Below are 18024 nucleotides of genomic sequence, written 5' to 3' on the forward strand. Positions count from 1 at the left end.
ACGGTGGGGGATGGTGACTAGCGGCCGGTGGCGTGCAGGTCGGCCACTTCGGCGGCGGTGAGGGCGCGGCCGTAGACCCGGAAGCCGTCCACGGCGCCGTCCAGGTAGGGGTCGCCCGGGTACTGGGAGCGCCTGATCCAGTTCTGCGTGGTGCTGCCGAGCGCGGACGGCCGCACGGTCAGCGCCGCGTTGCGGGCCGCCTCGACCCCGTTGACGTAGAGCACGCCGAGGTCGCCGGCCTGCGTCACGGCCACGTGGGTCCACGCGCCGGCGGGCAGCGGTGACGGCGCGTCGATGCGCTGCTCGGCGCCCGACCCGCCGGTGGTGATGGCGAACCTGGCGCCGCCCGCCGATCCGCGCGGCGTCAGGAACAGGGACGAGGTGGCGCCCGTCCCGAAGTCGAACACGCGCGCCCAGGTGGTCACCGCGTCCAACCGCACCCAGGTGGCCACGCTGAACGCCGCGGCGCCCACCAGCAGGCCCGCGGGCAGCAGCACGTGCTCGCCGGCGCCGCCGAGGTCGACGGCCGAGCCGGTGCGTCCCGCGGTCCACCGGGCGCCGCCGGCGAGGGTGGCGGTCCGGCCGTTGCCGGTGGCGTCGGCCGCCACCGAGCCCGCCGCCTCGTCGAACGGGTAGTGCGCGATGAACGGCGGCGGCGCGGGCGTGTCGGTGACGTTCCAGTAGACCGTGTAGCGCTGGCCGTGCAGCTGGTAGAACGGCAGCAGCGTGACCTGGCCGGTGCTCGCCGTCGCCGTGTACCGCAGCGGGGTGGTCGTGGCCCGCAGGGTGCCCGGCTGGAGCGTGGGCATCGACGTCAGGTTCGTCGTGCCGTAGGCGCCCGCGAGCACGATCGGGCCGTGCTCGACCGCCTGCACGGCCGGGTTGTCCGGCGCGGGCTCCCGGGTCAGCGCCATCGGCAGGCTGAGGTCCACCACGTCGCCGCTGCTCCACGTCCGGTCCAGGCGCGCGTACGTGCCCGGCGTGGTCGCCACGTCCTGCACCACGCCGTTGAGCTTGAGCTGGGCGCCCGCGGCCCAGGACGGGACGCGCACGCGCAGGTCGATCCGGCCCGAGCCGGTGACGGTGAGCCGGGTGGCGGCCGACTCGGGGAACCCGGTGTCCTGCCGCACGGTGATCCCCCGGCCCGGCCACGTGAGCGCGGAGGCGATGAACAGGTTGACGTACAGGGTGTCGCCGGCCTGGAAGTAGATGCTGTCGGAGTGCTTGGTGTTGGTCTCCATCCCGGTGCCGTGGCAGCAGGTGAAGTCCTGGTAGTCGTTGCTGTAGGTGCGCCGGCCGCCGGGTCGCAGCGGCACGTAGTAGCTGTGGTGGCCGTGCGCGGAGGCCGGGTTCTGGCCGCCGAGCAGGTGGTTGTACAGCGCCTTCTCGTGGAAGTCGAAGTAGTGCGCCTTCGGGTCGGTGCGGAACAGCTGGCGGGTCAGCTTGAGCATGTTGTAGGTGTTGCAGCACTCGCACGTGTTGTCGGACAGCTCCGACGCGATCCGGCCCGGCGCCTTGAAGTACTCGCCGTTGGAGTTGCCGCCGATGGCGTAGGTGTGCGTGCCGACGACGATGTGCCAGAAGTTGGTCGCGATGTCGCGGTACCGGGTCAGGCCGGTGGCGTGGTACTCGCGGATCGCGCCGAGCGCCTTGGGGATCTGGGTGTTGGCGTGGTAGCCGTTGAGGGCGTCGGTGTTCGCCGCCAGCGGGTCGAAGACCTCGGCGTGGTCGAAGTGCTGGGCGGCGGTGAGGTGCGCCGGGTCGCCGGTGAGCTGGTAGAGGTTGGCCAGCACCTCGTTCACGCCGCCGAACTCCGTCTTGAGCATGTTCTGCCGCTGGGTCGGGGTCAGCCGGCCGTTGCGCGTGCCGACCCACGCGGCCATCCGGGTCAGGACGGTGAGCGCCTGGGCGTTGCCCGCCAGCAGGTGCATGTCCAGCAGGCCGGCCATGATCTTGTGCAGCGTGTAGTACGGCGCCCAGACCTGCTGGCGGGCCTCCACGCGGTCGATGAAGCTCTCCGGGAACGCGGACAGGTAGCCGGTGGTGAACCCGGCCGCCTGCGCCCGGTCCTGGCAGGCGGCGAGCTGGGTGACCAGGTAGTCGCCCTTGCTCCGGAACGCGGTGTCGCCGGTGCTCGCGTACGCCTGGGCGAGCGCGGTCAGCACGTGGCCGGTGGAGTGGCCGCGCAGCTCGGTGGTCGGCGACTCCCAGCCGCCGCACGCGGCGGCTGACGACGGCAGGCCGACGTTGAGCCGGAACGTGTGCAGCAGCCGGTCGGCGTCGAGGAACTTGAGGTAGGCGTGCGTGCGGGAGGTGTTGGTCTGGAACGGCCCGGCCAGCAGCGTCACCGCGCCGAGCGGGAACGGGTGCGCCGACACGCCCGTGTCCGGTCTCGCGGCGGCAGTGGTGGTGGTGGTGGTCGGGTCGGTGGCGGCGACGGCGGCGCCGGTCAGGGCGGGCAGGGCGGTGGCCGAGGCGACCACCGCGCCCGCGCGCAGCACGGCACGGCGGGATGGGGTGGGCAGGGACATGGTCGTGACCTTCCGTGGCAGAGGGGCCGGCGCCCCCGGTGCAGGGTTCGGGGGCGCCGGCGGTCGCTCAGCGGCCGTAGCGGCTCTTCAGGTGCCGCCACCAGTCGCGGAACATCCAGGCGTCGAACTCGGTGATGGTCGTCGCGCTGCCCGCCTTCATGAGGAAGCCGCCCACGCCGGACGGCGTCCAGTCGTAGAAGTCGTCCAGTCCGAAGGTGTGGCCGATCTCGTGCAGCAGGATGTGCACGTCGGGCGAGCCCAGGTTGTTGACGAAGTACTCGCTGCCGATCCGCTGACCCCAGTCGCCGCCCGCGCCGCCGCCCATGCCGGCGGTCAGCCACAACGACTGGTCGTAGTGCCGGGGCACCCCGCCGGGGCAGTTGCGGTACTGGCCGTCGCGGACGAAGAACCGGCCGCACTGCTCGGCGCACTGCGGCGCGTTCTCCCGGATGTTGTTGACGTAGACGTCGACCGAGTTGTCGCTCCACTGCAACGTGGCGCGGTCGCGCACCGCCCAGCCGACGACCTTGATCGGGACCTGCGCGTAGGGCCAGTTGTTGTGGCCCACCATGAGGTCCGTCCACTTCTTGTACTGCTCGGCGAGCTTCGCGTGGATGCGGTCGCGCAGCGACGCGCTCACCGGCGCCGACGAGTCCCACCGCACGCAGAAGTTCAGGTAGCCGCCGTTGGCGAAGACCTGGTCCCAGCCGTAGTTGCGGAACCCGTACAGGTCGCCGTAGGTGCTCTCCTGGTGCGACCACACCTGGTTCAGCGGGGTCACCAGGTTCGACGGCGGGCTCCACGTCGCCGGGTTGGCCGCGGCCGTGACGTCACGCGCCTGCTCGGCCTGCGCGACGCCCGCGCCGCTCACCGCCAGCGCGAGCGCGAGCGCGGTCAGCACTGTTCTCATCCATGGTCGTGACACGACGATCTTCCTTCCGGTTGCCGGACGAAGCAGCGTCGGACGCGCGAGGTCAGCCCTGGAAGGCTCCTGGGGCGACCCCGCGGACGTGGCTGCGTTGCATGGCGGCGAAGAACGCGGGGCAGGGCACTGCCCCGGGCACCACGGCGGAGGTGGTGGTGCGGCCGTCGGCGCGGACCGGCTCCCCCGGTTCCCCCGCCGCGGCCCCGAACGGGTCGCGCGTCATCAGGGCGCGGCGGGAGGCCGCGGCGTCGGCGCCGCGCCGCCTCCCGGGCCCGGCGTGTCCGCCGCGGAGGCGACACGAAGCCGTCTGGTTCTCACCGGTCTCTCCTTTGAGCACGGTTCGGGTGGTGTGTCCGGCCGGGTGGCCGATCAGGGCGGGTCGGCCGGCGGGGTCAGGTGGCGGGCAGCCAGACCCGCATCGTGGACGGGCCGCCGCGCGCCCACCGGTGGTACGGCACGAGGTTCAGCGGGGTGCTCGGCCGGGTGCGGTCGTCGGTCGGCCGCGGCGCGCCGTAGGGCCAGTCGTCCGGGCCGGGGGCGGTGAACCGGGCGCGCACCTCGACGCCGGACCCCGCGTCGACCGGCGGCACGGTGGCGTCCACGCGCAAGGTGTCGAGGTCGACCTCGCCCTCGGACTCGGCGCAGTACACCAGCGGCCCGCGTTCCACCGCCACGCACCCGCGCGTCGCGTCGATCCTCGGGTCGGGCGCGGTGAAGCGGGGCCGGGTCGGCAGCTCCAGCCGGATCTCCTCGCCCACCGCGAACGACCGGTACACGACGATGTCGCCCACCGGCACGTGCCGGCGGCCGTGGGTGGTGACCAGCTCGGCGCCCGCCGCCCACTGCGGCACCCGCAGGGTGATCGACCACGGCTGGTCGTCGGTCTTGGTCACGCGCACGGTCACGGCGCCGTCGTCGGGCAGGCCGGCGCGCACCCGCAACCCCACCTCGCGGCCGTCGTCCAGCCGGGTGGAGATCTCGGAGTCGGCGTACTGGTGCAGGCGGACGCCCGTGTCGTCGACCGTGACGAGGTAGCACGAGAGGGCGGCCAGCAGGCGGGCCGCGTTCGGCAGGCAGCACGACACCTCGAACCACGGCGCCCTCGGCCCGCCGCCGAACCCCAGCTGTTCCTCGTCCGCCGCCAACGCAACCGTGGGCGTGCGCTGGTGCAGGGTGTGCGCGTAGAAGAACGACCGGCCGTCGTCGCCGATCGCGGTGGCGACGACGTTGTAGAGGATGCGTTCGATCACCTCGTCGTACCGGCCGTCGCCGGTGGCCAGCAGCAGCCGCCAGGCGAGCATGATCGCGGCCACCCCGGCGCACGTCTCGGAGTACGCCCGGTCCGACGGGAGCACGAAGTCGTCGCCGAACGCCTCGTCGGCGTGCCGGGAGCCCATGCCGCCGGTGAGGTAGGTGCGCCGGGCCAGCGTCCGGTCGAACTGGGCCGCGACGGTCCGCAGCAGCTCGTCGTCACCCGTCTCGACCGCGACGTCCACGGTGGCGGCGGCCAGGTAGAGCGCGCGCACGGCGTGGCCGTGCAGCACGGTGGACTGCCGCACGGGCTGGTCGTCGCTGAAGTACGACCAGCCGAAGTGGTGGCGCGGCAACGTGCGGTGGCCCCGGCGCTCGATGAACAGCGCGGCCTGGTCCAGGTAGCGCTGCTCGCCGGTCAGTCGGGCCAGTTCCACCAGGCCCAGCTCGATCTCCGGGTGGCCGCAGACACCGGGCGTGCCGTCCGGCCCGAACGCCTCGCAGACGTGGTCGGCGGCGCGGCGGGCCACGGCCAGCAGCGGGTCGGCGTCACCGCCGCCGGTGCGGGCCCTGGCGACGGCGGCTTGCAGCAGGTGCCCGGTGCAGTAGAGCTCGTGGCCCCACAGCATGTCGCTGTACCGGGCGGGTTGGCCCGGGCGACCGAACGCGGTGTGCAGGTAGCCGTCCGCCGCCTGGGCCGCCGCGACCACGCCGGTCAGCTCGGCGATCTGCGCGTCGAGGGCGCCGGTCTCGCCCGTGCCCCGCCCGACCTCCCAGGACATCGCCTCCAGCAGCTTGTAGACCTCGGAGTCGGTGAACTCCCGGCCGCGGCGGGTGGCCGACGCGGCGTCCCGGGCGGTGAAGTTGCCCGTCCAGCCGAGGCGGTCCTGCCACGACCGGGCGTGCGGGAGGGACGCGGTGGCGTTGACGTCCTGCCGTGCCCGCCAGAAACCGCCGGTGATCCGGACCTCGTCCTGGCCCAGCGGGCGCAACCTGCCCCGCGAAGGCACGACGGGACGTCCCCCGACGGCAGTGGTGTCCGGTGACGTCACTGTCATCCCAACCTCCCGCGATCCGTGTGCCTGGTCAGCACTGTGGCAGCCGAAAACGTTTTCGGCAATCGTCCTTGTGGCGTCTCGGGAATGTGCTCCAGGATGACCTCTGACGGTCGTGAAGAGCGCCTACAATCGATTCGGCGTTCGACAAAACGTTTCGAAAGGCTTTCGATGGGCAGACGCCGGTCCGACGCGGTGACCCTCAGCGACGTGGCGCGGCTGGCCGGCGTCTCGATCTCCACCGCGTCCAAGGCCATCAACGCCAGGGACGAGGTCGCGCCCGCCACCCGCGAGCGCGTGCTGCGGGCCGCCGCCGAGCTGTCGTTCCAGCCCAACGCCCTGGCCCGCGGGCTCATCTCCGGTCGGACGCGCACCATCGGGCTGCTCACCGACGAGCTGGGCGGCCGGTTCGCCATCCCGATCCTGTTGGGGGTGGAGAACGCGTTGGCCAACGAGCAGATGTCGGTGCTGCTGTGCGACGCGCGCGGTGACGCGATCCGGCGCCGGCACTACATCAGCACGCTGCTGGCCAGGCAGGTCGACGGGTTCATCGTCCTGGGCGACGACAACGACATCCGGCCGTCGCTGACCCGGGACATCCCGGTGCCGGTCGTGTACGTGTACTGCGAGTCCAGCGACCCCGAGGACCTGTCGGTGATAGCCGACGACGAGGGCGGCGCGCGGCTGGCGGTGGAGCACCTGGTGTCGTTGCAGCGCAGGCGCATCGGCCACATCACCGGGCCGCAGGCCTATCGCGCGGCCCGTGACCGCGTGACCGCGTTGCACCGGGTGCTGGGCGAGCACGGGCTGGGCCTGGCGGGCGGCGCGCCGCTGTACGGCGAGTGGTCGCAGCGCTGGGGCAGGCACGCGGCCGGGATGCTGCTGGCCACCGATCCCGACGTGGACGCGGTGTTCTGCGGGAACGACCAGATCGCGACCGGTGTCGCGGACACGTTGTCCCACTGGGGGAAGCGAGTGCCGGAGGACGTGGCGATCGTCGGCTACGACAACTGGGAGGAGTTCGCCGCCGACTGCCGGCCGCCGCTGACGACCGTCGACCTCGACCTGGAACGGCTGGGCACCACGGCGGCGCGGTACCTGTTCGAGGCGTTGGACGGGCGTCGCCCGTCCGGGGTGGTCCGACAGCCGTGCCGGCTGGTCGTGCGCGAGTCAACGTCGGCGGTCGGCCGCGGCTGAGCCCGCCGCGCCGGGGTCGTGGGCTTCCCGGGGTTCGTCGGGTTCGAGGAAGGCGGCGATGCCGTCCAGCACCCGGCGCAGGCCGAAGTCGAACCAGCCCTCCAGGTCGGCGGGGGTCGGCGGGTCGGCGGCCAGTTCGGTCAGCCAGGGGTAGCGGTTCGAGCCGACCACGCCCGCGAGGCGGCCGAGCCGGTCGTGCCACCAGCCGCGGGCGCTGACGCCGGTGTCGCGGACCGCTTCGGACTCGGCCACCGCCATCATCGCCGTGCCCTGCACGTAGCCGCTCACCAACAGGTAGACCGAGAGCGCGGTGCGGTGGTCCAGGGGCAGGGCGGCCAGGAACCGGTCCACGGTCTCCAGGACGGAGCGGCCCAGTGGCGGGCGGGTGGTGCCCAGCGCGGCCAGCGACCACGGGTGCCGCCGGTAGAGCGCCCATTCCTCGCGGGCTTCGTGGTCGAGCAGGGCGCGCCAGCCGGTCGCGCCGGGCGGGGGCGGGCGGTGGTCGGCGAGGACGGTGTCGACCATGGCGGTGACGAGGTCGTCCTTGCCGGACACGTGCCGGTACAGGGACATCGTGGAGGCGCCGAGCCGGGCGGCGACGAGTCGCATCGAGACGGCGGCGAGTCCTTCGTCGTCGGCGAGGCGGATGGCGGCGCGGACCACCAGGTCGCGGTCGAGCGGCGCCGCGGCCTCACTGTCCACGAAGGACCGTCGGGGGACCGCGCCGTCCTTGCGCGCGCGGTAGGCCCGCGCCTGGCACGACCGGCCGCAGTACCGCCGGGGCCGACCGCGGGTGGGGTGCGTGATCTCGGCGCCGCACTGCGCGCACCGCACGACCGGCCTCCTTTCGTCACACCCGCGTTGTGTGACGTATGGCGTTGAACACGAGCTGTCGGCTCGAAATGCTGTGGTCGTGTACAGCGTACGAGGTGCTGGTGTCGAGGAACTGGACCGGATCGCGCCGGCCTGCGCGGCGGCGTGCGCCGACGAGGCGGTGACCGCGTGGGCGTTGGCCGGGCACGACTTCTCCGCCCTGTTCCGCGAGTGGCTGGCAAGCGCGTTGACCGAGCACGAGGTGGTGATCGCCGAACGAGGCGGGGTGGTCGTCGGCGTGTCCACGTGGATGGCGTCGGCGTCCGCGGAGCCGGCGCGGCGGCAGGCGGAGGCGGTGGCGGAGCAGGCCCGGGCGAACCCGGCGTTGCGGCGGATGGCGGCGGCGGTCGCGCTCCCCCACCCCGACGTGCCGCACCTGTACCTGGCCTCGATGGCGGTGGTCCCGGAGAGCCGCGGGCGAGGCGTCGGCACCGCCATCCTGCGCCACCGCCTCACCCGCGCCGACGCCGAACGCCAACCCGTGTACCTGGAGGCGAGCACCCCGCGCAGCGCCGCGCTGTACGCGCGGCACGGCTTCGTCCCCTCCGGGGCTCCCCACGCCCTCCCCGACGACGGCCCCGTGCTGCACCCGCTCTGGCGCCCGCCCGCGCCACCACCCGCGTCCGCGACGACCGGGTCAGGCGGCGGCGGGCACCTTGCCCCGGGTGGACCCCGCTGACCGCGTCAGCCCCGACCGGGTGGTCGCGGTGCCGCGGAAACCACGCAGCCGCAAGCTGTTCGACACGACGAACACGCTGGAGAACGCCATCGCGGCGCCGGCGATCATCGGGTTGAGCAGCCCGGCCGCCGCCAGCGGCAGCGCCGCGACGTTGTACGCGAACGCCCAGAACAGGTTGCCCTTGATCGTGGCGAGGGTGCGCCGCGACAGCCGGATCGCGTCCACCGCCGCACGCAGGTCGCCCCGCACGAGCGTCAGGTCACCGGCCTCGATCGCCGCGTCCGTGCCGGTGCCCATGGCCAGGCCCAGGTCGGCCTTCGCGAGCGCGGCGGCGTCGTTCACGCCGTCGCCGACCATCGCCACGACCTTGCCCTCGCCCTGGAGCCGGGCGATCACGTCCACCTTGTCCTTCGGCAGCACCTCGGCGATGACCTCGGCGACCCCGACCTCGGCGGCCACGGCGCGCGCGGCGGCCTCGTTGTCACCGGTCAGCAGCACGGGCGTCAGGCCCAGGCCGCGCAACTGCCGGATCGCCTCCGCGGACGTCGGCTTCACGGTGTCCGCCACGACCAGGACCGCCCGCGCCTCGCCGTCCCACGCCACCAGGACCGCGGTGCGCCCCTTCTCCTCCGCCGCGCGCTTGGCCTCGGCCAGCGGACCGTCCAGGTGGACGCCCCACTCGGCCAGCAGCCGCTCGCGGCCGACGATCAGGGCGTGCCCGTCGACCACGCCCTGCACGCCCAGCCCTTCGAGGTTCTGGAACCCCTCGACGTCGGGCAGCTCGCCCGCGCGGTCCAGGGCGCCGGTCGCGATCGCCTTGGCGATGGGGTGCTCGGAGGCGTGCTCCAGAGCGCCGGCCAGCCGCAGCACCTCGTCCTCGGTCACGTCCGCGGCGGTGTGCACGGACACCAGGCTCATCCGACCGGTGGTGACGGTGCCGGTCTTGTCCAGCACCACGGTGTCCACCCGCCGGGTCGACTCCAGCACCTCCGGCCCCTTGATCAGGATGCCCAGCTGCGCGCCGCGCCCGGTGCCGACCAGCAGCGCGGTCGGCGTGGCCAGGCCCAGGGCGCACGGGCAGGCGATGATCAGCACCGCGACCGCCGCCGTGAACGCGCCCGACACGCCGCCGCCGGCGCCGAGCCAGAACGCCAGCGTGCCGACCGAGAGGGCGATCACGACGGGCACGAAGACCGCCGAGATCCGGTCGGCGAGCCGCTGCGCCTGCGCCTTGCCGTTCTGCGCGTCCTCGACCAGCCTGGCCATCTGCGCCAGTTGGGTGTCGCCGCCGACCCGCGTCGCGCGGACCACGAGCCGCCCGCCGGCGTTCACGGTCGCGCCGACCACCGGGTCGCCGGGACCGACCTCGACCGGCACGGACTCCCCGGTCAGCATGCCGGCGTCGACCGCCGAGCTGCCGTCCGCCACGACGCCGTCGGTGGCGATCTTCTCGCCCGGCCGGACCACGAACCGGTCGCCGACCGCGAGCTCGCCGATCGGGATGCGGACCTCGCGCCCCTCGCGGAGCACGGCGACGTCCTTCGCGCCGAGTTCGAGCAACGCGCGGAGGGCCGCGCCGGCCCGCCGCTTCGACCGGGCCTCGAAGTAGCGGCCCGCCAGGATGAACGTCGTCACCCCGGCCGCCACCTCCAGGTAGATCGCGCCGGCGCCGTCGGTGCGGGAGATCGTCAGCTCGAACGGGTGCGTCATGCCCGGCGTGCCCGCGGTGCCGAACAGCAGCGCGTACAGCGACCAGGCGAACGCCGCGACCGTGCCCATCGAGACCAGCGTGTCCATGGTGGCCGCGCCGTGGCGCAGGTTCGTCCAGGCGGCGCGGTGGAACGGCCACGCGCCCCAGACCAGCACCGGAGCCGCCAGCGTGAGCGAGATCCACTGCCAGTGGGTGAACTGCCACGCCGGGATCATGGCGAGCAGGACCACCGGGGCGGAGAGGGCCGCGGACACGACCAGCCGCCGGCGCAGCGCGGCGGTCGGGTCTTCCTCAGCGGTGGCGGCGGGGGTTTCGGGCTGCTCGGGCACGGGCAGCGCGGCCTGGTAGCCGGCGGCCTCGACCTGGTCGACCAGGACCTGCGGGTCGACGGCCTCGGGGAAGGTGACGCGCGCCTTCTCGGTCGCGTAGTTCACCGTCGCGGTCACGCCGTCGAGCTTGTTGAGCTTGCGCTCGATCCGGGCCGCGCACGAGGCGCAGGTCATGCCGGTGATCGCCAATTCGATCCTCGCCTCAGCCATGACCGTGCTCCTCCTCGGCGTCGCCGGGTGCTCCATCGGTGTGGGTACCCCCGGCACCCGCGGTGGTCACGGTGAACTCGGCCGTGCGGACGACGCCGTCGTGCCGGAAGTCCAGGAACAGCCGGTAGCCACCGGCCGACGGCACCTCGGCGACGAACGCGATCTCCGGGCCGGCGGGGGTCCGGCCGTCACCGGGAGCGCCCTCGGGGTGCACGTGGAGGTAGGCCAGGTCGCCCTCGCGCAGCGCCACCAGATGACCGTACGCCGCCAGGTGGGGCTGCAGGTCGGTGACCGGCACGCCGTCCTCGGCCACGGTCAGCCGCAGGGCCGAGGCCTTGCCCGGCACGAGGTCGCCGTCCAGGCGGACCTGGTAGCCGTCGACCTCGGCGACGCGGGACGGCTCGTGGGCGCGCGGCTCGAACACACCCGCCGCGCCGACGTCGACACCGAGCGTGACCGCCTCGCCACCGGTCGGCTTGAAGTCGGCGAAGACGCGGTAGCTGCCGGCCTCGGGCACGTCCAGCGGCACGGTCCACGTGCCGTCCGGCGCCATCTCGGGGTGGACGTGCCGGAAGTTGGAGGTGTCGCGCCGGACCGCGACGAGGTGCATCCGCTTGTCGTGCTCGACGTCGTAGGCGGTGACGGCCGTGCCGTCCGGGCCGAGGACGCGGAAGGAGAAGGAGTCGGTTCCCGTGGTCAGCGTCGTGTCGGTGGGCGTGAGGGTGTACCCGCCCCTGGACGACGCCAGCCCCGCGGGCTGGTCGTTGCGCGTGGTCTCCGCGACGGTGCCGCCGTGGTCGTCCCCGTGGCCGGCGCCCTCGGCGCCGGACGTGCCGTCGTGACCGCTCGGCGCGGCTTGGACGGCGAAGGGACCGACAGCGCTACCGGCCGCCCAGGCGCCACCGGCGACCAGGGCGAGTACCGCACCGTAGGCGGAGAGCTTCGCTGTTGTGCTCATCGGTCAGTCCTCGAGACTGGAGGAGCCCGTCACACGGGTCGACGGGCTCCGGGTCGGCTGCTGTGCCGTGGTGGGTGGCGGGGTGGGTCAGCCGGCGAGGGCGTAACCCGCCTCTTCGACGGCGGCGCGGACGTCCGCCTCGGCGACCGGGGCGGCGCTGGTCACCTTGACCGCGCCGGTCGGCAGGTCGACGTCCACGCCGGTCACGCCGTCGATCTTGGTGACCTCCTCGGTCACGGACGCGACGCAGTGGCCGCAGGTCATGCCGGTGACGGTGTAAGTGGACTCGGCCATCGGGTGCTCCTGGTTCATCGTTCGGGTGGTCGGTTCGGGGTGAGTGGCTGTTCGGGGTGGGGACGCTAGGAGCGCACCAGGCGGGCGATGGCCTCGCTCGCCTCGCGGACCTTGGCGTCGGCGTTCTCGCCACCCCGGGTGAGGGCATCGGCCACGCAGTGCTTCAGGTGCTCGTCGAGCAGCCCGAGGGAGACGGCCTGGAGCGCCTTGGTCGCCGCGGCGATCTGGGTCAGGACGTCGATGCAGTACTCGTCGTCCTCCACCATCCGCTGCAAGCCGCGGACCTGCCCCTCGACCCGGCGCAAGCGCTTGAGGACGGCGTCCTTGTCAGAGGTGTAGCCCCGCATGTCCACTCCCTTCGGTCACCTGTCGCGTGCCCGTCAGGGACATTCATACCCCCGGGGGGTACCTGAGTCAACTTGGACGTCAGGGGCGGTGACTGGCGTCACCCACGAAAGGGTCACGCCCGGACCCTACCCCCGTACTGTATCGGCGACCGGGCCGAGGAGGGTGCGGGGAGGGGCCGGGGGTTCGGGGAAGGCGGGGCCTGGCGTCAGGCCGTGCACCGGAAGCAGAAGTGAGGGCCCACCGGGCGGTCCAGGCCGTGCCAGCCCGCGGCGACCGCCTGCCCCCACAGCGCCGGCCATCTGACGGCGGACTCCTCGGGCCGGTTGTGCACACGTCCGCAGTGGTCGCAGATGAGGACGAGCGCGGACACGTCGTGGTCACCGGGGATGGCGGTCACAGTGCGGGCATCGACTTCCTGTCGGGTGCGGGCAGGCGGGTCGCGTCGGAGGAGGCGAGGCCTGGTCGGGCACCCGGGATTCTCGTGGTGGGGCGGGCGCGGGGAGCGGGAAAACGCCCGCTCCGAACCTTGCGATCAGCTTGCGATCCCTGCGGAGGGCGCGGGGGTCGGGCAGGCTGGTGCGGGTGTGGGTGCGGCTCGGCGGTGGAGACCGGCTCTATTCGACCTGGGGCCCTCACGGGCGCTCCAGGCAGGCCGAAGCACCCGAACCCACGTCGGATCGGGCCCCGGTGGGCGTGCGGGCGGTCGGGGTGGGGTGGTGATGCGTCGGTTCTCGTTGCGGTGGCGGGTCGCGCTGGTCATGGGGTTGGGGTCCGTGTTGTTGACCAGCGCGGTGGCGGTGGCGGTTTGGAACCTCACGTCCGGGTACATGTTGCGTCAGCGCGAGCAGAGCGCGGTGCGGCAGGCAGAGGTGAACGTGAGGTTGGTCGACGCGGCGTTGAGCAGCGGCTCGGACGGGTTGACGGGGCTGTTGACCGGGCTCACCACGGGGCCCGACTCGACCGTCCTGCTGTTCCACGGCGGCCAGGTGCTGACCAGTGGGCGGCAGGTGGACGCGCGGGAGCTGCCGCGCGGGTTGGTCGACCTCGGGCGGGCGGGCACGCCTGCCGCGCAGCGGCTCATGGTGGACGGCATCCCGGTGCTGGCGGTGACGTTGCCCATCGAGTCGACGGACGGCGCGTACGTCGAGCTGGCGCCGCTGGTGCAGTTGGACCGCACGTTCCGCTTCCTCAGCGCCCTGCTCGTCGCGGTCACGGTGGCCAGCGGGATGCTGGGGGTGGCGCTGGGCTCGTGGGCCGGCCGGCGGGCGCTGCGGCCGTTGACCGAGTTGACCAAGGCCGCGTCCCGGATCGCGGGTGGCGACCTGGGCGCGCGGCTGCCCACGCAGACCGACCCGGACCTGACGTCGTTGGCCGGCACGTTCAACGCGACGGCCGAGGCGCTGGAGCAGCGGGTGCGGCGGGACGCGCGGTTCGCGGGCGATGTCAGCCACGAGCTGCGGTCGCCGTTGACGACCATGGTCAACGCCGCCGAGGTGCTGCGCCGCCGCCGGGTGGAGGTGCCCGGCACGGCGGGCAAGGCGTTGGACCTGCTGACGTCCGAAGTGGACCGGTTCGCGCGGATGGTGGTGGACCTGCTGGAGATCTCCCGGGCCGACCAGCTGGCCGAGGACCCGGCGTCGGAGACGATCGACCTGGTGTCGCTGGTGGCCAACGTCGTCGCGGCCCGGCCCGGTGGTCCGGTCGCGATGGAGACCGGGTCGCCGCCGCCGCGGGTGCTCGGCGACCGCCGCCGGCTGGACCGGGCCGTCGACAACCTGCTCGACAACGCCGAACGGCACGCGGGCGGCGTGGTGCGGATCGGGGTGTTCTCGCGGGATGGCAAGGCGCGGATCGAGGTGGACGACGCCGGGCCCGGTGTGCCGCCCGAGCTGCGGGACCGCATCTTCGACCGCTTCGACCGCGGCGCCCGGGCCGGGCGCCGCGGCGCGGACACCGGCAGCGGGCTCGGGTTGGCGCTGGTCGCGCAGCACGTGCAGCGGCACGGCGGCACGGTGCGGGTGGAGGACCGGCCCGGTGGCGGGGCCCGGTTCGTGGTGGAGCTGCCGGAGGCCGAGGCATGAAGGTCGTGACGATCTTGCTGACCGCGGCGGCGCTGGTCACGGCGTGCGGCGTCACCACCCAGGACGAGCCGCAGCCGTTGGTCACGTCCACCGCGAACCCCGTGCCGACGCCGACGCTCACCCAACGGCCCGATCCGACGACGACGGAGACGACGACGGAGACGACGGAGACGGTGACGGGGGCGACGACGGTGACGGGAGCGGGGGCGGGTGAGGAGTGAGCGAGTGGTCGCGGTGCTGGTCGGCGTGGTGGTCGTGGTGGGCGTGGTGGTCGGTGGCGCGTTCGCGTTCCAGCGCGAGCTCGTCTACCTGCCGACCGGTGGGCCGTTGCCGAGCGCCGGGGAGGTGGGCGGGCGGGACGTCGTGGTGACCACCGGCGACGGGGTGCGGTTGGCGGCCTGGCACTTTCCGGTGGGGTCGGCGCGGGCGACGGTGCTGGTGGCGCCGGGCAACGCCGGCAACCGGTTGACGAGGGTGCCGCTGGCGCGGGCGTTGAACGCGCGGGGGCTGTCGGTGCTGCTGGTCGAGTACCGGGGGTTCGGCGGCAACCCCGGGCGTCCGACGGAGGCCGGGTTGGCGCTCGACGTGCGCGCGGCCCGCGAGCACCTGCTCCGGGAGGGGGTGCCGGCCGAGCGGTTGATCTACTTCGGGGAGAGCCTGGGGTCGGCGGTGGTGGCGGAGCTCGCGGTCGAGCACCCGCCGGCCGGGGTGGTGCTGCGGTCGCCGTTCACGGATCTCGCCTCGGTCGGGGCGCGGCACTACCCGTTCCTGCCGGTCCGGTGGCTGCTGCTCGACGAGTTCCCGACCGAGCGGCTCGTGGCGCGGCTGGACGTGCCGGTCACCGTCGTCTACGGCACGGCGGACTCGATCGTGCCGCCGGAGCAGAGCCGGGCGGTGGCGACGGCGGCGCGGGGGCGGACCGCGGAGGTCGCGGGTGCCGACCACAACGACCGCGTGCTGCTGGACGGCGCGCAGGTGGTCGACGCGGTCGACGCGATGGCCGGCTGACGCGCTACCAGGCGCCGTCCGGTTCGTCGGGCAGCGGCACGGCGCGGTGCTGGTCGGCGACGTCGGCCGGGTCGGCTTCGGGCACCTCCGGCAGCTCCGGGGCCTGCGACCGGCCGACGGCGGCCTCCTCGTCGACGATTCCGGTGTCGGGTTCGGGTTCGGCGGTCCGCAGCTGGTCGGCCACGTCGTTCGACGGCTTCTCGATCACGGTGATCCTCCACGGCGGCGCGGGCGGGACGACGCCCGACGGGGTTCACCCCCCGGCGGGTGGCTCAAACCCGCGGGCGGGGTCGACGGTCCAGTCGGGTGGCAGGCCGGAGACCTCGACCCGCTCGCCGGCGGCCGTGACGCGCGCGGTCACGGGGCCGAGGCGGAGGCCGGTCAGGGTCACCTCGCCCCAGCGCGGGGGCAGGTGGGGGTTCGTGGTCACGGTCCGGTTCGGGACGTGGGGCGACAGCCCCAGGCAGGCTCGGACCAGCAGCAACGGCGAGGCGCTGGCCCACGCTTGCGGCGAGCACGACGTCGGGTAGGGCACGGGTGGGTTGAAGTCGTCGCGGGAGAAGCCGCAGTACAGCTCCGGCAGGCGTCCGCCGAACGCGGCGGCGGCGTCCAGCAGGCCGTCCGCCAGGCGGTGGGCCAGGTCGACCGCGCCGGGCAGGTGGGCGTAGCGCAGCAGCCCGGCCACGGCGATGGCCGTGTCGTGCGGCCACACGGACCCGTTGTGGTAGCTCATCGGGTTGTAGGCGCCCATCGTGGACGCGAGGGTGCGCAGGCCGTAGCCGGTGTCCATGTCGGGCTCGGCCAGCCGCCGGATCACCGCGGCCGCGTGCTCGTCGGTGGCGATGCCCGACCACAGGCAGTGGGCGACGTTGCTGGTCAGCGCGTCCACCGGCTGCTTGCGGCCGTCCAGCGCGACGGCGTACCAGCCCCGGTCCGACAGCCAGAACGCCTCGGCGAACCGCCGGCGCAGCTCGCCGGCGCGGTGGCGCAGGCGGGCGGCGGTCGCCGGGTCGCCGAAACCCTCGGCCAGCTCCGCCCGGCCCAGCAGCGCCGCGTGCACGTAGCCCTGGACCTCGCACAGGGCGATCGCCGGGTCGGCCGGTCGGCCGGAGGCGTGGTTGACGCCGTCGGGGCTGTCCTTCCAGCCCTGGTTGGCCAGGCCCCGGTCGGTGGCGCGGCGGTACTCGACGAACCCGTCGCCGTCGCGGTCGCCGTGCCGGTCGACCCACGCGAGCGCGGCGTCGGCGGCGGGCAGCAGGGAGCGCACCACGTCGGGGTCCGCGCCCCACCGCCAGCTCTCGGCGAGCAGCATCACGAACAGCGGTGTGGCGTCGACCGAGCCGTAGTAGTGGTTGCCGCCCAGCACGGCGGCGCTGTCCGGGCCCCGGCGCAGCTCGTGCAGGACGCGGCCCGGTTCCTCCTCGGTCAGCGGGTCGACCGCCGTGCCCTGGGTCTCGGCGAGGGTCTGCACCGTGCCCACCGCCAGGTCCACGTCCAGTGGTAACGCCATCCACGCGGTCAGCAGGCTGTCGCGGCCGAACAGGGTCATGAACCACGGCGCGCCGGCGGCGGCGAACTGCCTGCCGCCGCGCGCCGGGTCGTGGATCCGGAGCGCGCCGAGGTCGCTCCGGGTGCGGCTCAGGACGCCCGTCAGCACCGGGTCGCTCGCGGTGACGGCGGTGCTCGCCGCGCGCCACCGCCGGATCCTGCGCGCGGGTCCGCTGGTCTCGACCCGCTCGCCGTGCAGGAGCCGGGGTCGCACCGGGTCGCCGGCCGCGGTCGGCCGCACGACGACCTCGGTGGTCCACCGGCCGCCGGCGGGCAGGGCCACGTGCCAGCTCAAGGTGCCCGGTGTGACGTCGGGTCCGGCGGTGGCGGTGACCGTCACGCCGCGCGAGCCGTTGCCCCGGTTGTGGAGCACCAGTTCCGGCCCGGTGGCGACGGCGTCGCGGTCGTGGCGCCCGGCCCGGCCCTCCTTGACCGCGAACAGGTCGGCGAAGTCGGCGTCCACGTGCAGGTCCAGCCGCGCGGTGGTGGCTTCGCGGCCCAGGTTGTCGACGGTGATCGTCTCGCGCATCCCGTCGTCGACGAGCCGTTCCCGCACCAGCAGCAGGGTGCTGTCGCCCGAACCCGCGGCCGGCGGCCGTCTGAGCACGAACCTGGCGGCGAACGCCTCGGGGTGCGACACCGACAGCGGGTGCGGCGCGGCGCCGTCGAGCCGGAGCTGCCACCGCGACAGGACGCGCGCGTCGCGGAAGAACAAGCCGTGCGGCGTGCCGGGCCCGATGTCGCCGTCGGCGGTCGAGAGGCAGAACGTGGTGCCCTCGACCAGGGTCGTGGTGCCGCCGGTGAGCGCCGGTTCGCCCGCGTTGAAGGGCTCCGGCGGAAGGTCGGCGCGGTACTCCATCACCATGCCCGACAACTCTTCCCACTGGGCCGGGAACGGCAGCCACCGTGCGGCGCAGCGGTGGTTGCGCGGTTCGGCGGACGGGAGCGAACCTCGGGTTTGGTCCTCGAAGTACGGTGGGGAAAGCGTTGCGGTCGAAGGCATGTCGCGCTGTCGATCTCCGGCGC

16 protein-coding genes are annotated in these 18024 nt (G+C 73.9%); 5 read left to right on the forward strand and 11 right to left on the reverse strand.

All coding sequences use genetic code 11. The features are described from left to right. Positions 1 to 17 precede the first annotated feature (17 nt). From IOD16_RS24605 to IOD16_RS24615, 3 genes are all read right to left on the reverse strand, one after another. Positions 18 to 2531, reverse strand: a complete 2514-nt coding sequence (locus IOD16_RS24605; protein ID WP_201436333.1) for a glycoside hydrolase family 127 protein — start codon at positions 2529 to 2531, stop codon at positions 18 to 20. A gap of 67 nt (positions 2532 to 2598) precedes the next feature. After that, positions 2599 to 3441, reverse strand: coding sequence for a hypothetical protein (locus IOD16_RS24610; RefSeq protein ID WP_236594350.1), 843 nt, complete (start codon positions 3439 to 3441; stop codon positions 2599 to 2601). Positions 3442 to 3848: 407 nt separating this feature from the next. After that, positions 3849 to 5765 carry a glycoside hydrolase family 127 protein gene (locus IOD16_RS24615; RefSeq protein WP_201436334.1) on the reverse strand — a complete coding sequence of 639 codons (1917 nt, stop codon included), beginning with the start codon at positions 5763 to 5765 and terminating at the stop codon, positions 3849 to 3851. Between the two features lie 168 nt (positions 5766 to 5933). Here IOD16_RS24615 and IOD16_RS24620 point away from each other — a divergent pair, with 168 nt between their 5' ends. Next, complete coding sequence (locus IOD16_RS24620) at positions 5934 to 6959, forward strand: LacI family DNA-binding transcriptional regulator (protein ID WP_201436335.1); 1026 nt, start codon at positions 5934 to 5936, stop codon at positions 6957 to 6959. Here the strand turns inward: IOD16_RS24620 and IOD16_RS24625 are convergent. After that, complete coding sequence (locus tag IOD16_RS24625) at positions 6933 to 7793, reverse strand: TetR/AcrR family transcriptional regulator (RefSeq protein ID WP_236594351.1); 861 nt, start codon at positions 7791 to 7793, stop codon at positions 6933 to 6935. The genes IOD16_RS24620 and IOD16_RS24625 overlap by 27 nt on opposite strands. Before the next feature lie 79 nt (positions 7794 to 7872). On the opposite strand from IOD16_RS24625, the gene IOD16_RS24630 reads away from it, so the two are divergent. Further along, positions 7873 to 8511 carry a GNAT family N-acetyltransferase gene (locus IOD16_RS24630; protein WP_236594352.1) on the forward strand — a complete coding sequence of 213 codons (639 nt, stop codon included), beginning with the start codon at positions 7873 to 7875 and terminating at the stop codon, positions 8509 to 8511. Here the strand turns inward: IOD16_RS24630 and IOD16_RS24635 are convergent. From IOD16_RS24635 to IOD16_RS24655, 5 genes are all read right to left on the reverse strand, one after another. Continuing rightward, positions 8470 to 10761 carry a heavy metal translocating P-type ATPase gene (locus IOD16_RS24635; protein WP_201436337.1) on the reverse strand — a complete coding sequence of 764 codons (2292 nt, stop codon included), beginning with the start codon at positions 10759 to 10761 and terminating at the stop codon, positions 8470 to 8472. The genes IOD16_RS24630 and IOD16_RS24635 overlap by 42 nt on opposite strands. Next, on the reverse strand, positions 10754 to 11719 hold the full coding sequence (locus IOD16_RS24640) for a hypothetical protein (RefSeq protein ID WP_201436338.1): 966 nt from the start codon (positions 11717 to 11719) through the stop codon (positions 10754 to 10756). Before IOD16_RS24640 ends, IOD16_RS24635 begins: the two co-directional genes overlap by 8 nt. Before the next feature lie 87 nt (positions 11720 to 11806). Continuing rightward, positions 11807 to 12013 (reverse strand): heavy-metal-associated domain-containing protein, encoded by a 207-nt coding sequence (locus IOD16_RS24645; RefSeq protein WP_077005321.1) that lies wholly within the window; start codon positions 12011 to 12013, stop codon positions 11807 to 11809. Between the two features lie 65 nt (positions 12014 to 12078). Further along, positions 12079 to 12360, reverse strand: coding sequence for a metal-sensitive transcriptional regulator (locus IOD16_RS24650; RefSeq protein WP_123748523.1), 282 nt, complete (start codon positions 12358 to 12360; stop codon positions 12079 to 12081). A gap of 206 nt (positions 12361 to 12566) precedes the next feature. Continuing rightward, entirely contained in the window at positions 12567 to 12758 is a 192-nt protein-coding gene (locus IOD16_RS24655; protein ID WP_201436339.1) for a hypothetical protein, read from the reverse strand. A gap of 322 nt (positions 12759 to 13080) precedes the next feature. On the opposite strand from IOD16_RS24655, the gene IOD16_RS24660 reads away from it, so the two are divergent. From IOD16_RS24660 to IOD16_RS24670, 3 genes are read left to right on the forward strand one after another with little or no spacing between them, the layout of a single operon-like run. Beyond that, positions 13081 to 14442 carry a HAMP domain-containing sensor histidine kinase gene (locus tag IOD16_RS24660; RefSeq protein ID WP_201436340.1) on the forward strand — a complete coding sequence of 454 codons (1362 nt, stop codon included), beginning with the start codon at positions 13081 to 13083 and terminating at the stop codon, positions 14440 to 14442. A gap of 5 nt (positions 14443 to 14447) precedes the next feature. Continuing rightward, positions 14448 to 14663 carry a hypothetical protein gene (locus IOD16_RS24665; RefSeq protein WP_201436341.1) on the forward strand — a complete coding sequence of 72 codons (216 nt, stop codon included), beginning with the start codon at positions 14448 to 14450 and terminating at the stop codon, positions 14661 to 14663. Then, positions 14653 to 15450, forward strand: a complete 798-nt coding sequence (locus IOD16_RS24670) for an alpha/beta hydrolase (RefSeq protein WP_201436342.1) — start codon at positions 14653 to 14655, stop codon at positions 15448 to 15450. Before IOD16_RS24665 ends, IOD16_RS24670 begins: the two co-directional genes overlap by 11 nt. 4 nt (positions 15451 to 15454) lie before the next feature. Here the strand turns inward: IOD16_RS24670 and IOD16_RS24675 are convergent, their stop codons facing one another. Together IOD16_RS24675 and IOD16_RS24680 are read right to left on the reverse strand one after the other, a co-directional pair. Beyond that, positions 15455 to 15658, reverse strand: coding sequence for a hypothetical protein (locus IOD16_RS24675; RefSeq protein WP_123746699.1), 204 nt, complete (start codon positions 15656 to 15658; stop codon positions 15455 to 15457). Positions 15659 to 15703: 45 nt separating this feature from the next. Next, positions 15704 to 17863 (reverse strand): amylo-alpha-1,6-glucosidase, encoded by a 2160-nt coding sequence (locus tag IOD16_RS24680; protein ID WP_236594353.1) that lies wholly within the window; start codon positions 17861 to 17863, stop codon positions 15704 to 15706. Between the last annotated feature and the right edge of the window lie 161 nt (positions 17864 to 18024).

Origin of the sequence: Saccharothrix sp. 6-C, assembly GCF_016695385.1 — a bacterium.
Lineage (GTDB): Bacteria > Actinomycetota > Actinomycetes > Mycobacteriales > Pseudonocardiaceae > Actinosynnema > Actinosynnema texasense.